At 60.6% G+C, this 12493-nt stretch carries 11 protein-coding genes; 1 reads left to right on the top strand and 10 read right to left on the bottom strand.

All coding sequences use genetic code 11. The features are described 5' to 3' along the window. Positions 1 to 286: 286 nt before the first annotated feature. From otnK to Q1A34_RS12430, 10 genes are all read right to left on the bottom strand, one after another. Positions 287 to 1549 carry a 3-oxo-tetronate kinase gene (otnK, locus tag Q1A34_RS12475; protein WP_300034374.1) on the bottom strand — a complete coding sequence of 421 codons (1263 nt, stop codon included), beginning with the start codon at positions 1547 to 1549 and terminating at the stop codon, positions 287 to 289. A 26-nt stretch (positions 1550 to 1575) separates the two neighbouring features. Beyond that, positions 1576 to 3069, bottom strand: a complete 1494-nt coding sequence (locus tag Q1A34_RS12470) for a tripartite tricarboxylate transporter permease (RefSeq protein WP_300034371.1) — start codon at positions 3067 to 3069, stop codon at positions 1576 to 1578. Between the two features lie 10 nt (positions 3070 to 3079). Then, a complete protein-coding gene (locus Q1A34_RS12465) occupies positions 3080 to 3532 on the bottom strand; it encodes a tripartite tricarboxylate transporter TctB family protein (RefSeq protein WP_300034368.1) in 453 nt (150 codons plus the stop codon). A gap of 65 nt (positions 3533 to 3597) precedes the next feature. After that, positions 3598 to 4554 carry a tripartite tricarboxylate transporter substrate binding protein gene (locus Q1A34_RS12460; protein WP_300034365.1) on the bottom strand — a complete coding sequence of 319 codons (957 nt, stop codon included), beginning with the start codon at positions 4552 to 4554 and terminating at the stop codon, positions 3598 to 3600. A 62-nt stretch (positions 4555 to 4616) separates the two neighbouring features. Then, on the bottom strand, positions 4617 to 5522 hold the full coding sequence (ltnD, locus tag Q1A34_RS12455) for an L-threonate dehydrogenase (protein WP_300034362.1): 906 nt from the start codon (positions 5520 to 5522) through the stop codon (positions 4617 to 4619). Further along, positions 5519 to 6475, bottom strand: a complete 957-nt coding sequence (locus Q1A34_RS12450; protein ID WP_300034359.1) for an SMP-30/gluconolactonase/LRE family protein — start codon at positions 6473 to 6475, stop codon at positions 5519 to 5521. The genes ltnD and Q1A34_RS12450 overlap by 4 nt, the downstream gene beginning before the upstream one ends. 3 nt (positions 6476 to 6478) lie before the next feature. Then, a complete protein-coding gene (locus tag Q1A34_RS12445) occupies positions 6479 to 7432 on the bottom strand; it encodes an ABC transporter permease (RefSeq protein ID WP_300034356.1) in 954 nt (317 codons plus the stop codon). Continuing rightward, the gene (locus Q1A34_RS12440; protein WP_300034353.1) at positions 7429 to 8394 is read right to left on the bottom strand and encodes an ABC transporter permease; all 966 of its coding nucleotides are present in this window, start codon (positions 8392 to 8394) and stop codon (positions 7429 to 7431) included. The genes Q1A34_RS12445 and Q1A34_RS12440 overlap by 4 nt, the downstream gene beginning before the upstream one ends. Continuing rightward, entirely contained in the window at positions 8387 to 10006 is a 1620-nt protein-coding gene (locus Q1A34_RS12435) for a sugar ABC transporter ATP-binding protein (RefSeq protein WP_300034350.1), read from the bottom strand. The genes Q1A34_RS12440 and Q1A34_RS12435 overlap by 8 nt, the downstream gene beginning before the upstream one ends. Continuing rightward, complete coding sequence (locus tag Q1A34_RS12430; RefSeq protein WP_300034347.1) at positions 9981 to 11060, bottom strand: sugar ABC transporter substrate-binding protein; 1080 nt, start codon at positions 11058 to 11060, stop codon at positions 9981 to 9983. Before Q1A34_RS12430 ends, Q1A34_RS12435 begins: the two co-directional genes overlap by 26 nt. A 143-nt stretch (positions 11061 to 11203) precedes the next feature. Here Q1A34_RS12430 and Q1A34_RS12425 point away from each other — a divergent pair, with 143 nt between their 5' ends. Next, a complete protein-coding gene (locus Q1A34_RS12425) occupies positions 11204 to 12223 on the top strand; it encodes a LacI family DNA-binding transcriptional regulator (RefSeq protein WP_300034344.1) in 1020 nt (339 codons plus the stop codon). Positions 12224 to 12493 lie beyond the last annotated feature (270 nt).

The following is a 12493-nucleotide window of genomic DNA, read 5'->3' as shown; positions in this document are numbered from 1 at the left end:
TCCCAGCAATCTGTATTGGGCCTGCACCCGGGTCATTCCCGTTTCTCTGACGACCCTTGCCAGGCACCCGGATGCCCGCAAACTGCCGATGCCATCCTGCTGAGGTGAAAAAATGGTTCGGAAACGCTGGCTCATTCTGCGCGCCAGCGACCTCTGTCCGGCTCAGGCAGCAGACCTCAACATGGCTGGAGCCGATCAGGAAATGCGTGCGAAACCGGTTCGCGCAGGAGAGACGATCAGTCGCCCATATCTGCCCTTTCAGAGATATTCCCGGTGCAGCGGTTGATCAAAGCGCAGAGAGAGCGTCGTTGAAAAATGTCTGCGCACCGAAGTTGCCCGATTTCAGGGTCAGCGCAATCTGTGTGCCGCCTGTGACGCAATAGGTCCATGGCACACCGGGTGCGATTTCCACACCGATGTCCAGTTGTGTGACGTCGAGCGCCTGTGTGACAGCGCCAGAGGTTTCACCCCCCGCCACCACAAAGCGCCGCGCGCCCTGGTCAAGAGCTGCCCTGGCGCAGGCAGCAAGGGCCTGTTCCACGATCTCTCCGGCAGCGGCGACGCCCAGTTTGTCCTGCGCTATGCGCACCATGTCGGGCTCAGCGGTGGCATAGATCAGGGGTGCTTTTGACAGGTCCTGGTCCGCAAGCCATGCCTGGGCCGCCTCTGGCCCGCTGGCGGCCAGCTCGAGCGGGTCAAGCCGGCAGGTCGGGGCACCCGTCGCAGCATAGGTGGCGACCTGCGCACGCGTCATCGCAGAACAACTGCCCGACAGAAGGATGGACTTTCCCTCCAGCACCGGAGGTGTCGCCCGAACAGCATCTGCGCTCAGCGTACCATTGGCGATGTAGAGATCCGGCAACGGCATCGCGACAGCAGAGCCGCCGGTCATCAGGGGCATATCGCGGCAGGCGTCGGCGATGATTGGCAGGTCGTCATCGGAGACGGCATCCACCACCACATGCGCCACGCCCTCTGCCGCCAGTTCTGCCAGGCGCTCGGACAGGGCAGCAGCCCCCTTGGCCACGGTCAGCCTGTTGGCCAGCCCCACCGGTCTGCTCACCTGCGGCACAAGCAGGCGCATCAGGTTCGCATCGCGCATGGGCGTTAAGGGGTGGTCCTTCATCGGACTTTCGGACAACAACTGCTCACCCACAAACAGGTTGCCCATAAAGATCGACCGCCCGTTTTCCGGGAAGGCGGGGCAGTAGATGGTCTGATCTGTCTGCAGATCCTGCATCAGCGCTTCGGCCACAGGGCCGATGTTCCCGGTTGGTGTTGAATCGAAGGTCGAGCAGTACTTCCAGAAGAACCGCTGCGCCCCGGCAGCCTGCAACCATGTCAGTGCAGCACGCGCCTGGGCGATTGCCTCATCCACGGGAGACGTTCGGATCTTGAGCGCAATCACCTCAAAGGCAGCTGTTTCCCTCGGTGGTTCGTCCGGCACGCCGATCCGCAGGGAAACGCGCACGCCCGAGCGCGCCAGCAGCCCGGCAAGATCGCTCGCGCCGGTAAAGTCATCCGCAATGCAGCCCATAAAGGTGGTCATGGTCCTGGCCTCTTTTGTATCGCGCGTCAGGCGCGGGTTTTGCCGCGCTGACGCAGCTTTGTGATGAGCGGCAGGGACAGCATCCCCGCCGCAATGCATACCAGAACCGCGGCTATGGGATGACCCACGAAAAAGGCTGCGAAACTGCCATCGGTGATGATCAGCCCCTGGCGCAGACTGATTTCGAGTGTGGGCCCCAGTACCATCCCAATCACCAAGGGCGCCATCGGCATGCCCTGGCGGCGCAGCAGAAATCCAACAATCCCAGCCGCACCCATGACCATCAGATCAAACGGATTGCCCCGCACAAAATAGACGCCAACCGCGCAGAGCAGCACGATCATCGCCAGCATATAGGCTTCGCGCAGGCGCAGCAGGGGGGCTGCGGCCTTTGAAACGAGCATGCCAAGCGGCAGAAGCATCAGGTTGATGACGAAAAAGCCTGAAAAAATAGCAGCGATGAGTACGGGATTGTCTGTCATCAGCCGGATGCCCGGGGTCACACCGTGCAGTGTCAGCGTGGCCAGCATCACGGCTGTGATCGCATCGCCCGGAATGCCAAGTGCGAGCGTTGGTACCAGAGCGCCCCCGGTCACGGCGTTATTGGCGGATTCCGATGCGATCAGGCCGTCCGGCTCGCCCTTGCCAAAATTCCCCCGGTTGGGTGAAGAACGCTGCGCTTCGGCGTATGAAATAAATGCTGCAGTGGCCGCGCCGGTACCGGGCAGGATGCCAATGCCATTCCCGATGGCCACGGATTTCGCCAGACCTTTCCAGCGCCCGCGCCATGCGGACAGAGGCGGCAGCACGATGCCTTTGAACGCAACAAGGGTCTGATCCTGCTCCGGCTTAGCAGCAGCGCGGATCAGCACTTCGGACAGGGCGAACACACCGATCACGACGGCCAGCAGGTTGAACCCCGAGATCAGCTGGAACTGGCCAAAGGTAAACCGCGCCTCGCCTGTGATCGGATCACCCCCGACACAGCCCAGAAACAGCCCGATGCTGCCGGCAACAAGCCCTTTGATCAGTGAGCCCTCAGACACGGAGACAATGCAGGTCAGACCCAGCAGGATCAGAGCAAAGGTCTCGATCGGTCCGAAATTCAGTGCCAGGGCCGCCAGCTGTGGTGCGGCCAGCAACAGCACAACCGCCGACACCAGCCCGCCGACAGTGGAGGCGATGGTGCTCCAGCCGAGCGCAAGACCGGCCTCACCGCGTTGTGCCATGGGGTAGCCATCCAGACAAGTGGCCGCCGATTGTGGCGTGCCCGGCGTGTTGATGAGGATAGCGGAGATTGACCCGCCATAGACGGAGCCCGCATAAACCGCCAGCAGCAGCAGAATGGCCGGGGCCTGCGACATGCTGAGCGTGAAGGGCAGGATCATGGCCACCGCGACGGTGGATCCGATCCCGGGCAGGGCCCCCAGAACGATACCCAGCATTGTCCCCAGCACCAGCACAGCGATGCCTTCGACCGTAAAGATGAGTGCTGCAGCCTGTGGGAGGAGTTCAATCATTTCAGTGTCCTCAGAACCACCACGCGAAAGGCGAGGTTGGCAGCGGCAGGACCAGCACATGGTTGAAAAGAGCCACCAGCGCCATCGGCACACCGACCGACACGGCGATCAGCGGCAACGGGTTGCGCGCATTCAGAGTGATCAGAACCAGCGCGGTAAAAGGCACTGCAGACAGAAAGAAACCCAGGCGCGTCATGGACCACAAAAATATGACGGTACTGACGGCAATGATCACGACGCGCAGGACTTCGGGTTTGTCGGTTTCCCTGCGTTTGACAAGTTCGGCCACCAGATCGAGCGTCGCGATCAGGAGCCACATCCACAAGATGATGCGGGGAAAGAACATCGGGCTGAAGGCCCCGCCCAGCTCGGCATACTGCTGGCCGTAAGTATTCGACAGCAATGCAGCTGCAATCAGTACCAGCACCAGTGAGGTGACCCGTCGTTCGTTCAGTGCACCCATGCCATGGGTCTCCGATTTGTTCAGAGGGGATGGGCACCGCAATTCGCAGCGCCCATCTTTTCAGATCAAAGCCCTGCGGCGTCGATGATGGCGGAGTTCGCTTCATATTGCGCGCGGAAGAAGGTGTTGAACTCTTCGGCGTTGCGGTAGTTGATCGTGGTCTGCGTGTCGGCTGCAAACTTCTGGAACCCGTCGGAATTCACCGCGGTGCCGCAGGCCTCGGAGAGTTTTGCAACCACGGCCGCATCCGTTCCTGCGGGTGCAAAAAGCCCGCCCCAGAGGTAAAGCTCATTCAGGGGCGCTTTGATACCAACTTCGGTTGCTGTCGGTACGTCCGGGAAATTTTCCAGCCTTTTGTCAGAAAACGCGATCAGGGGGCGGAAATCGCCGCGCTGCATCAGGATTTCCGTATCCCCAAAGAACTGGATCGTGTTTGCGGCCATAGCCTGCAACGCCGGGCCAGAGCCCTGGAAAGGCAGATGCTTGATCTTGTCCATCAGACCCAGACCGGCAAAGGCCGCGACGGTTGTCAGATGCGTCATGGCGCCGGGGCCGGACGAGCCGAACAGATACTTGCCGGGAGTGGCCTCAATGGCGGATTTCATCTCGTCCACAGTGGTCAGGTCGTTCGAGGCGTTGGTGAACAGAACCGTGGGCGAGGCGGCCACGGAACAGATGGGCACCCAGCTGTCGACGTCATAGGGGACGTCCTTGATCTGTGGCTGGATGGTGGACACGGTCACGGACCAGTAACCCAGCTGATAGCCGGTCGGCTTTTGTCCTGCCAGCGCGGCGGCGGCAACGGTACCTGATCCGCCTGCCATGTTCGACACAAAGACATCCCCGCCGAGGGCTTCGGCGAATTCAGGAGCAAAGCCGCGAACCAGCAGGTCTGTGCCGCCACCTGCATTGAACGGTACCACCAGGTTGACCGGGCGTTCGGGGAAGTCCTGCGCCTGTGCCGCGACGGCCAGTGCGAGGCCCGCGATGGTTCCTGCGGCCAGTTTCAAAGTCTTGATCATTCTCTTTCCTCCCAATGGAATTGTTGTGTTTTCTTTTGGCGTGCCATGCCGGGGGTCGCCGGTCAGGCTTTCTTTTCGGGCAGTGTCAGCCCAGCGTTACGGGCATAGACTTTGGCGACGGCGGCATCGTCCTCCCGCCCGTGCCCCATGCCAGAGGCGGCCAGGTATTGTTGCAGCGCCGCCGCTGCGATGGGCGCGCCGAATTTCGCGCCATGCGCGATGTCCAGCACGATGCCCAGATCCTTGGGCCAGATATCGACCGCTGAATGCGGGGTATAGTCACCGGTTGCGATGTGAGGCGCGCGGTTTTCCAGCATCCAGGACGTGCCTGCACATTGCGGTATAACCCGGAGAAATGTCTCGGGATCGATGCCCTGCGTCATGCCAAAAGTTACCGCCTCTGCCATGGCGGCGATATGCACCCCGGCCAAAAGCTGGTTGACCGCCTTCATCGCGGACCCTGGGCCCGCGCTGTCCCCAAGCTCAAACACAGTTGCGGCGCAGGCATCCAGGACAGGGCGTGCCGCATTAAAGGCCTGCGGCGTACCTGCCGCCATAATCGACAGCTGGCCCTGCGCGGCCCTGGCCGCACCACCAGAGATCGGCGCGTCAAGGTAATGCACACCGGTCGCACCGCACCGGGCTTCCATCTGGCGCGCAAACTCTGGTTGCACAGTCGGGCAACAGATCACCACAGCACCCGCTTTGAGATGCGGTACGATGCCGTCGGAACCGAACAGAACGGCTTCTGCCTGGGCGGCGTTCAGAACCACGACGACGACTGCGTCGAGATCGGGCGCAATGTCTGTCAGAGAACCCTCTGCGCCGCCTTCGGCCCTGAACCGCGCGACGGCGTCCGGGTTGACATCAAATCCGTAAGCGGTATGTCCGGCCCGCAGAAGGGATTGGGCCATCCCGTACCCCATTGATCCAAGGCCAAAAGCGGCCACCCTGAGTGATGTTGTCATGACGGCTCTCCCGATGGCTGGCCAGTGTTTTGATGTGCGGCGTCGCGGCGCGTGGATCTGACGTGCCACACTTTGTCAGACGCTGTGATGAAAATATCCGTTCCGTCTGCCCCGCCAAAACATAGGTTCGACGTCTGGGACGGCATCCGGATTTTCCCCAGACACTGCCCGTCCGGTGCCAGACAGTGGATGCCATCCATCGCGCTGGTCCAGACATATCCCCCGGTATCAATGCGGAAGCCGTCTGGCACACCGGGCGTGATCTCTGCAAAAACCGCGCCGCCGGTCAGTGTGGTCCCCTCCACGTCAAAAACGCGGATGTGGTGTGGCAGGTCATAGTCGATCCCGGGAAAACTGGCTCCCCGGATTGCGCCTGAATCTGCGATGTAAAGCCTGCGCTCGTCCGGAGAAAAAGCCAGACCGTTCGGTTTGTCAAAATCCTGAGCCACGGCTGTCAGTGTCCCGTCGGGAGCTGCGCAGAAAACATAGCAGCCGCCGATTTCGCTTTCGGCCGGGTAACCTTCGATGTCGGAGTTGATGCCGTAGGGTGGATCGGTGAACCATACCGACCCGTCCGAGCGGACGACCACGTCATTTGGGGAATTCAGACGCTTGCCGTTATACTGTTCGGCGATCACCTCCACGGCGTTCAGGTCTTTGGGATCGGTCCTGCGGATCACCCGCCGCCCACCGTGCTCGCAGGAAACCATGCGCCCCGTGCGGTCCAGTGTGTTGCCATTGGCAAATTCACTGTTGGCAAGGGCCAGGGACACGCCCTGTGCGGGCTGCCATTTCATCATCCGCTTGTTGGGAATGTCATTGAAATAAAGGGTGTCGTTCAGCCAGACCGGACCCTCCGTCCAGACAAAGCCGTCTGCGATCATTTCCGGTGGAGTGGTGGTGTCGATCATCGCGGCAAAGGCGGGATCGAAGATCTCGTAATGCGCAGTCATGGGTCAGCTCTCCTTTCGGCGCAGGGTCTGGATCAGCAGCATGACGATGATAATCACACCAAAAATGATGCTGCGCCAGGCATTCGAGATCTGCATCACCGACAGGATCGATGTAAGCAGGGTGATGAACAGCACACCGCCAACCGTTCCCAAAAGCCTGCCGCGTCCGCCAAGGATTGAGGTGCCGCCGATCACCACAGCGGCGATTGTTGGCAGGAGATACGGGTCGCCCATCGACTGGTAGGCCTGATTTGCATAGCCCGCGAGCAGAACGCCACCAAAAGCTGAACACAGGCCCGCAATAGCAAAGGCAGCAAAGATCACCGACGGCGTCGAGACGCCCGACAGGAACGTCGCCTTTTCATTATACCCGATTGAGGACAGATAGCGACCAAAGCCGGTACGCCCGAGAAACAGGGCGAGCAGTGCGGTCAGCAGCATCCAGAGGGCAAAGGCGGTAGGTATGCCTCCGACCGTGCCGGAGGCCATCCAGATCATTGTGGCGCTTGCCTCGCCTTTGGGGTTGAACCCGCCGGTGTTGAGGACGGCGAGGCCCAGCAGCATCGAATTGACCGCCAGCGTCCAGACCATTGAGGGAATGCGCAGGATCGCAACGCCAAAGCCGTTGATCAGACCGATGATTGCGCCGAACACCAGGGCTGCGGGGATCGCAAGGGCTGTCAAAACGGGGTCTCCGGTTCCGGCGAGCGACGTGGACAGGATCGCAGCACCACCGACGATCCATGGCACGGACAAATCAATATGCCCCAGCAGGATAACCACGGTCGCACCCATCGCGATAACGCCGAGGAACGACGCGATCTGCAATTGCTGGCCGAGATATCCCAACCCCAGAATTTGCGGGAAGAACAGGCTGCCGCCTAGGATCATAACGATCGCCCCGGCAAAGGGCATCAGGGTGTCGGGATCAGGCAGGCGTTTGCTTCGGGTACTCATCGTCCGAACACCTCCAGGCGGTTGCGCACGCGCAGGATGTCTGCGCCACCGATGGCGATGGCCGCGGCAAGAATAAGCCCTTCGACGAAAGGTTGTGCCAGGGGCGGCAGGCCGGAAAAGAACATCAGTGCGCCGATGGTCTTGAGGATGAACGCGCCCGCCACCGCGCCGATCAGACTGCCGACACCCCCGCGCAGCGCCACGCCGCCCAGGACCACGGCGGCAATGGCATTCAGGGTAAAGTTTGGCGCAATGCCTGCGTCACCGGTGGTTGTCACAAAGCTGAAGTAAAGTCCGGCGAGGCCGGCAAAGAGCCCACCCAGCGCAAAGGAGGCCATGCGGATCACCGGCACCTGAATGCCCGACTGGAATGCCGCCTGTTCAGAGGAGCCGATCGCATAGAGGCCAAGGCCAAGCCCGGTGCGGCGCAACGGCATCCAGAAGCCAAAGATCACCAGTGCCGTGATGATCAGGGCCGTGGGCACGCCCAGCACATCCAGCGTCATCGCATCGGCAAAGTCATAGTTGATCTGCCCGCCCGGGGTAGGCCGCAACAGCAGCGCCAGTCCGACAAAAACCGATGCAGTCGCCAGTGTGACAACGATGGGCTGTATGCGCCCGTAAACCACCAGGATGCCGTTCACCAGTCCGCAGGCCAGCCCTACCAGCAGCACCAGAACGACCCCGCCAGCCAGACCGATCCCACTGCCCGCAAGCACATAAGAGGCAACCGTATTTGTCAGCGCCATAACGGCCCCAACCGACAGATCGATGCCGCGCACGATGACGGCAAAAAACTGCGCAATCGCGGCGAGGGCCAGGATCAGGCACTGGTTGGCCCAGATCGTCATCACATAGGTCGACATGCCACGCGGGTGCGTGACCAGATACACAGTCAGCAGTGCAAGGAGCACAGCAAGGGCGATGGCCTCGCGTCGGTTTGCGCGCAACAGATCAGCCATGGGCGGCCTGCTGTGCGGGGATGTTGAGTGTTGCCGCCAGGATGTTTTCCGCTGTTACGGCATCGCCGGTCAGGTGTCGCACCACGCGTCCGTCATAAAAGATGTGCGTTTCATCGCAGAGGTGGATGAACTCTTCGTAGTCGGTGGACAGCAGCAGGATCGCGGTGCCCTGATCTGCGAGCCGGCGAAGAAGCGCATAGATCTGTGTCTTGGTCTTGACGTCGATGCCACGGGTGGGGTCGGCCAGCAGCAAACAGCGCGGTTCAAGTGCGAGCCATTTCGTCAGCGCAACCTTTTGCTGATTGCCGCCTGACAGTTGCGATACAGGCTGATCCAGCGACTCGCATTTCAGCTCCAGCGCATCGGTATAGGGCTGGTAAAGCGCCGGGTCTTCCGCATTGATGCCGCGCACGCCGACGGCGGCCAGCTCCATGTTGGCCGCGATGCTTTGCTGAAGGATCAGCGCCTCGGTCTTGCGATCCTCGGGCACCAGCGCGATACCAATGTCCGGATTTTTCGCATCGCCGGGGCTGTTCAGCGTGATCGGCTGGCCCGCAAGTACAATGCCGCCTTCGGTCTTTTTGAGCAATCCGAACAGGCCCTGAAGCACTGCGGCCTGTCCCTGACCATCGAGGCCGCCCAGGCCCGTAATACAACCCTTTCGCAGGGTAATGGACACGTCTGTCAGTTCGCCGTTCCAGCCAAAATCATCGATCCGCAGCACCTCCTGTGCCTCGGGTCTGGCCCGCGGTTTTGCCGGGAAAAGGTCTGTGATCTTCTGGCCAACCATTCTGGAGATGATCGCGGGGTAGTCATGAGCGCCATTGGCAAAGCTGTCGACGAGCGCGCCGTTGCGAAAAATCGAGATACGGTCAGCCAGTGCTTCGATCTCGTGAAAGCGGTGCGAGATGAACAGCACACCAACGCCCCGTGCACATTCTGCCCGGATCAGTGTGAACACCTTGTCGACGACAGAGGCATTCAGCGCAGAGGTTGCCTCATCCAGGATCAGCAGTCTGGGATTGCGGGCAAAGGCTTTGGCGATTTCGACCTGCTGGCGTTCGGCAAGGCTCAGGTCCGCGACCCGCGCGCCCATTCCTATGCCGCCGCCATCGATCTGTGCCAGGACCTCCTGTGCGCGCCGTACAATGGCACCGGGCAGGCGGCCCAGACCTGAGCCGGGAGCGCCCAGCATCAGGTTTTCGCGCACGCTGAGGTCCGGCACCAGTGACAACTCCTGAAACATGCATACAAGGCCGCGCTCTACGGCGGCTCGCGGCGTGGGCAGGGGCGTTTCCTCTCCATCCACGAAAATTCGCCCGTCGCTGGGTTGGATGACGCCCGAGATAAGCTTCATCAGTGTGGATTTGCCCGCGCCGTTTTCACCCAGAACCGCATGGATTTCGCCTGCTTTACAGGCGAAATCGACACCATCCAGCGCCGTCGTGGCACCATAGTGCTTTGACACGCCCTCAAGGCGCACAATGACGTCGTCGGTCTGGTTCACAGTAAAGCCCCGGTTTGACAGGAAAAAATCAGCCCGGCTGCAGGAGAGTGCGCCGGGCTGAACCGTCAGGCCGCTGACATCAGGTGTTGTCAGCGTTCTGGCCAAGCAACTCCTCTGGTGTAAAGGGTGCAAAGCAATCCGGGAAACCTGTCCCGGTATTGAAGGATTTTGGCAGATCGGGGAAGTAGTTCACCCCGGCTTCCAGATCCTCGGCCCTGACCTGCGGGATCGGCAGATAAACGGTTTGTGGCAGCGCGTTGCCCTCAAGTAGAGCCACAGCTGCTTCCAGTGCCACAGCCGACATCGCAGGCGCCTGCGCCGCCGAGATCCCCGGAATGTCCAGTTCGTCCATCAGCATCCGCACACCGTTTTCACCATCCACGCCCATGGGGACGACAGGGTGTCCGGCGGACTGCATGGCATTGATGGTCCCGGCAGCGCCGTGTTGCGAAATGACACCATCAAACTGACCATGGGTCGCCAGCGCATCCGATACAACCTTCTGGCTGGTTCCGGTGTCCCAGTTGCCGACGACCTGAACAATCTCAAGCCCGTCGACTTTTTCAAGAACGCTCATCATGCCAGCGCGACGGTCGCGGTCTGTTGCGTTCCCGGGCAGGCCGTCAACCATCAGGATTTTTTCAGCCGTACCGCCCAGGGCATCCATTACAGTCTGCGCCTTGAGACGGCCCAGTTCCAGCTGGCTTTCGTTGATCTGAACAACCTTGTCCGTGTCTAGCACGTTGTCAAAGGGCACCAGAACAGTGCCGGAGCGTTCTGCGCGGCGGATCACCGGCTCAAACGCGCTGGGGTTCACGGCAATGAAAGTGATTGCGTCATATCCGGCCGCCATGAAGTTATCGATCGCGGCGATCTGTGCTGCGCTGTCGTTGCCAACCGAAACAATAGTAAATTCTTCCAGCTTTTCGGCGTTTTCGGGACGTGCAGCCCAGGCCTTGGACGCCTGAATGGCCGCGATGCGCCAGTCGTTGCCGGCAAAACCATTCACAAAGGCCACCTTGTACGGGCCGGTTTTGGCGTCATAGCTGATTGTGGATGTGCCGGGGGCAGGTGCAAAGCACTCCGGCCGGTAAGTGTCTGCGGCTGCCATTCCTGCAGCGGCCGCGATGAATGTAGAGCTCAGCAAAATATTTTTCATTTGTATCCTCCCAGATGACATATGGTGAATTGTTTACGTAAACATCATTAATTTATGTATCATGTTTACGTAAACACTTGTCAACTCGATTCCTTAGTCTGTATGTGAGCAGGGGAGTTGATTGCCGGAAGGGACAGTGCGCAATGAGTTCGGGCAAGACAGCCGCGCCAACGATGGATGATATCGCGACCGAGGCAGGGGTCAGTCAGATGACCGTCTCGCGGGTAATGCGCGGTGCGGGAAAGACGTCGGACGATGTGCGTGTCAGAGTCGAAAAAGCAGCGCGCAAGCTCGGTTACGTCCAGAACAAGCTGGCCAGCGCCCTGCGCGAGGAAACCACCTCTCTGGTGGCGGTCGTCCTGCCAACGCTCAAAAACCGCGTGTTTTCCGAAGTGCTCAATGGCCTGAATGAAACTCTGATCAGCAAGCGCATACTGCCCGTATTCGGTGTCAGCGAATACTCGTTGCAGCGCGAAGAAGAGATTGTGCGCGAATTGCTGGCATGGCGGCCTCGTGGCATTGTCCTGCCGGGGTTGGAACATACGGATGCAACCCGTGCTGCCATCCGCGCCTCCGGCGTGCGCGTGGCCGAGGTGATGGATATTGACGGCACGCCCATGTCGGCGGCTTTTGGCATCTCTCAGGAGGCGGCGGGCCGGGCAACTGCGCGCTACATGCTGGAAAAAGGCTATCGGCGTTTCGGGTATATTGGCAGTCAGGGCGGGCGCGATCTGCGTGCCGTAAAGAGGTTCAGCGGCTTTTGCGCGGTTGTTCGCGAGGCTGGTGCACAGATGGTGCTCAACCGGGTTATTACCGGGCCATCCTCGATGGTTGAGGGACGCAGGGCAATGGCAGAGGTGCTTGCCCGGTCTGATGCGCCAGAGGCTTTGTATTTTTCCAACGACGACCTGGCGGCTGGCGGAATAATGCACTGTCTGAGCAACGGTATCGACATACCCGGCCAGGTGGCACTTGCGGGTTTCAACGGGCTATCTTTTCTGGAGGCATTGCCCATCCGGCTGACAACCATCGAAACGCCGCGCCTGGAGATGGGGCGGCGCGCAGCCCTGTCTGTGACAAGCAGTGCAACTGCTCAGGACGGATCGCAGGAGCCTGTTGTTGCAGATCTCGGTTTTCGTCTGGTACCTGGCGACTCCTGCTGAACCGGAAAGGCCGGTTTCCGCCCTCTGTCCTGGATCATCTGCCAATGATCGTAACTGGCGGTGACCCGCACGGGGTTCACAGCGCGGGGGCCAGTAAGCGGTGTGAGCCGGGTATTCTGAGGGCGGAGAAGGCCCCGGGCGAACCCATCAGTGTCAGGCAGGCTGCCCGGCAACGCCGGTACCCCGATTTCACGGCTGACCTGTCAGTAAGTGACGAACAGTTTCAGTAGAACACTTCTGCTGTACCCGGTGGAGCAGCTTCCTGGTCAT

This window comes from uncultured Roseobacter sp. (assembly GCF_947491795.1).
Lineage (GTDB): Bacteria > Pseudomonadota > Alphaproteobacteria > Rhodobacterales > Rhodobacteraceae > Roseobacter.
This window is presented reverse-complemented; position numbering and strand designations above follow the sequence as displayed.

Bases quoted from the DNA above. Each gene is read 5' to 3' on its own strand.
- Q1A34_RS12445 (WP_300034356.1), bottom strand. From the start codon at position 7,432: ATGAGTACCCGAAGCAAACGCCTGCCTGATCCCGACACCCTGATGCCC.
- Q1A34_RS12470 (WP_300034371.1), bottom strand. From the start codon at position 3,069: ATGATTGAACTCCTCCCACAGGCTGCAGCACTCATCTTTACGGTCGAA.
- Q1A34_RS12460 (WP_300034365.1), bottom strand. From the start codon at position 4,554: ATGATCAAGACTTTGAAACTGGCCGCAGGAACCATCGCGGGCCTCGCA.
- Q1A34_RS12440 (WP_300034353.1), bottom strand. From the start codon at position 8,394: ATGGCTGATCTGTTGCGCGCAAACCGACGCGAGGCCATCGCCCTTGCT.
- ltnD (WP_300034362.1), bottom strand. From the start codon at position 5,522: ATGACAACATCACTCAGGGTGGCCGCTTTTGGCCTTGGATCAATGGGG.
- otnK (WP_300034374.1), bottom strand. From the start codon at position 1,549: ATGACCACCTTTATGGGCTGCATTGCGGATGACTTTACCGGCGCGAGC.
- Q1A34_RS12425 (WP_300034344.1), top strand. From the start codon at position 11,204: ATGAGTTCGGGCAAGACAGCCGCGCCAACGATGGATGATATCGCGACC.
- Q1A34_RS12430 (WP_300034347.1), bottom strand. From the start codon at position 11,060: ATGAAAAATATTTTGCTGAGCTCTACATTCATCGCGGCCGCTGCAGGA.
- Q1A34_RS12465 (WP_300034368.1), bottom strand. From the start codon at position 3,532: ATGGGTGCACTGAACGAACGACGGGTCACCTCACTGGTGCTGGTACTG.
- Q1A34_RS12450 (WP_300034359.1), bottom strand. From the start codon at position 6,475: ATGACTGCGCATTACGAGATCTTCGATCCCGCCTTTGCCGCGATGATC.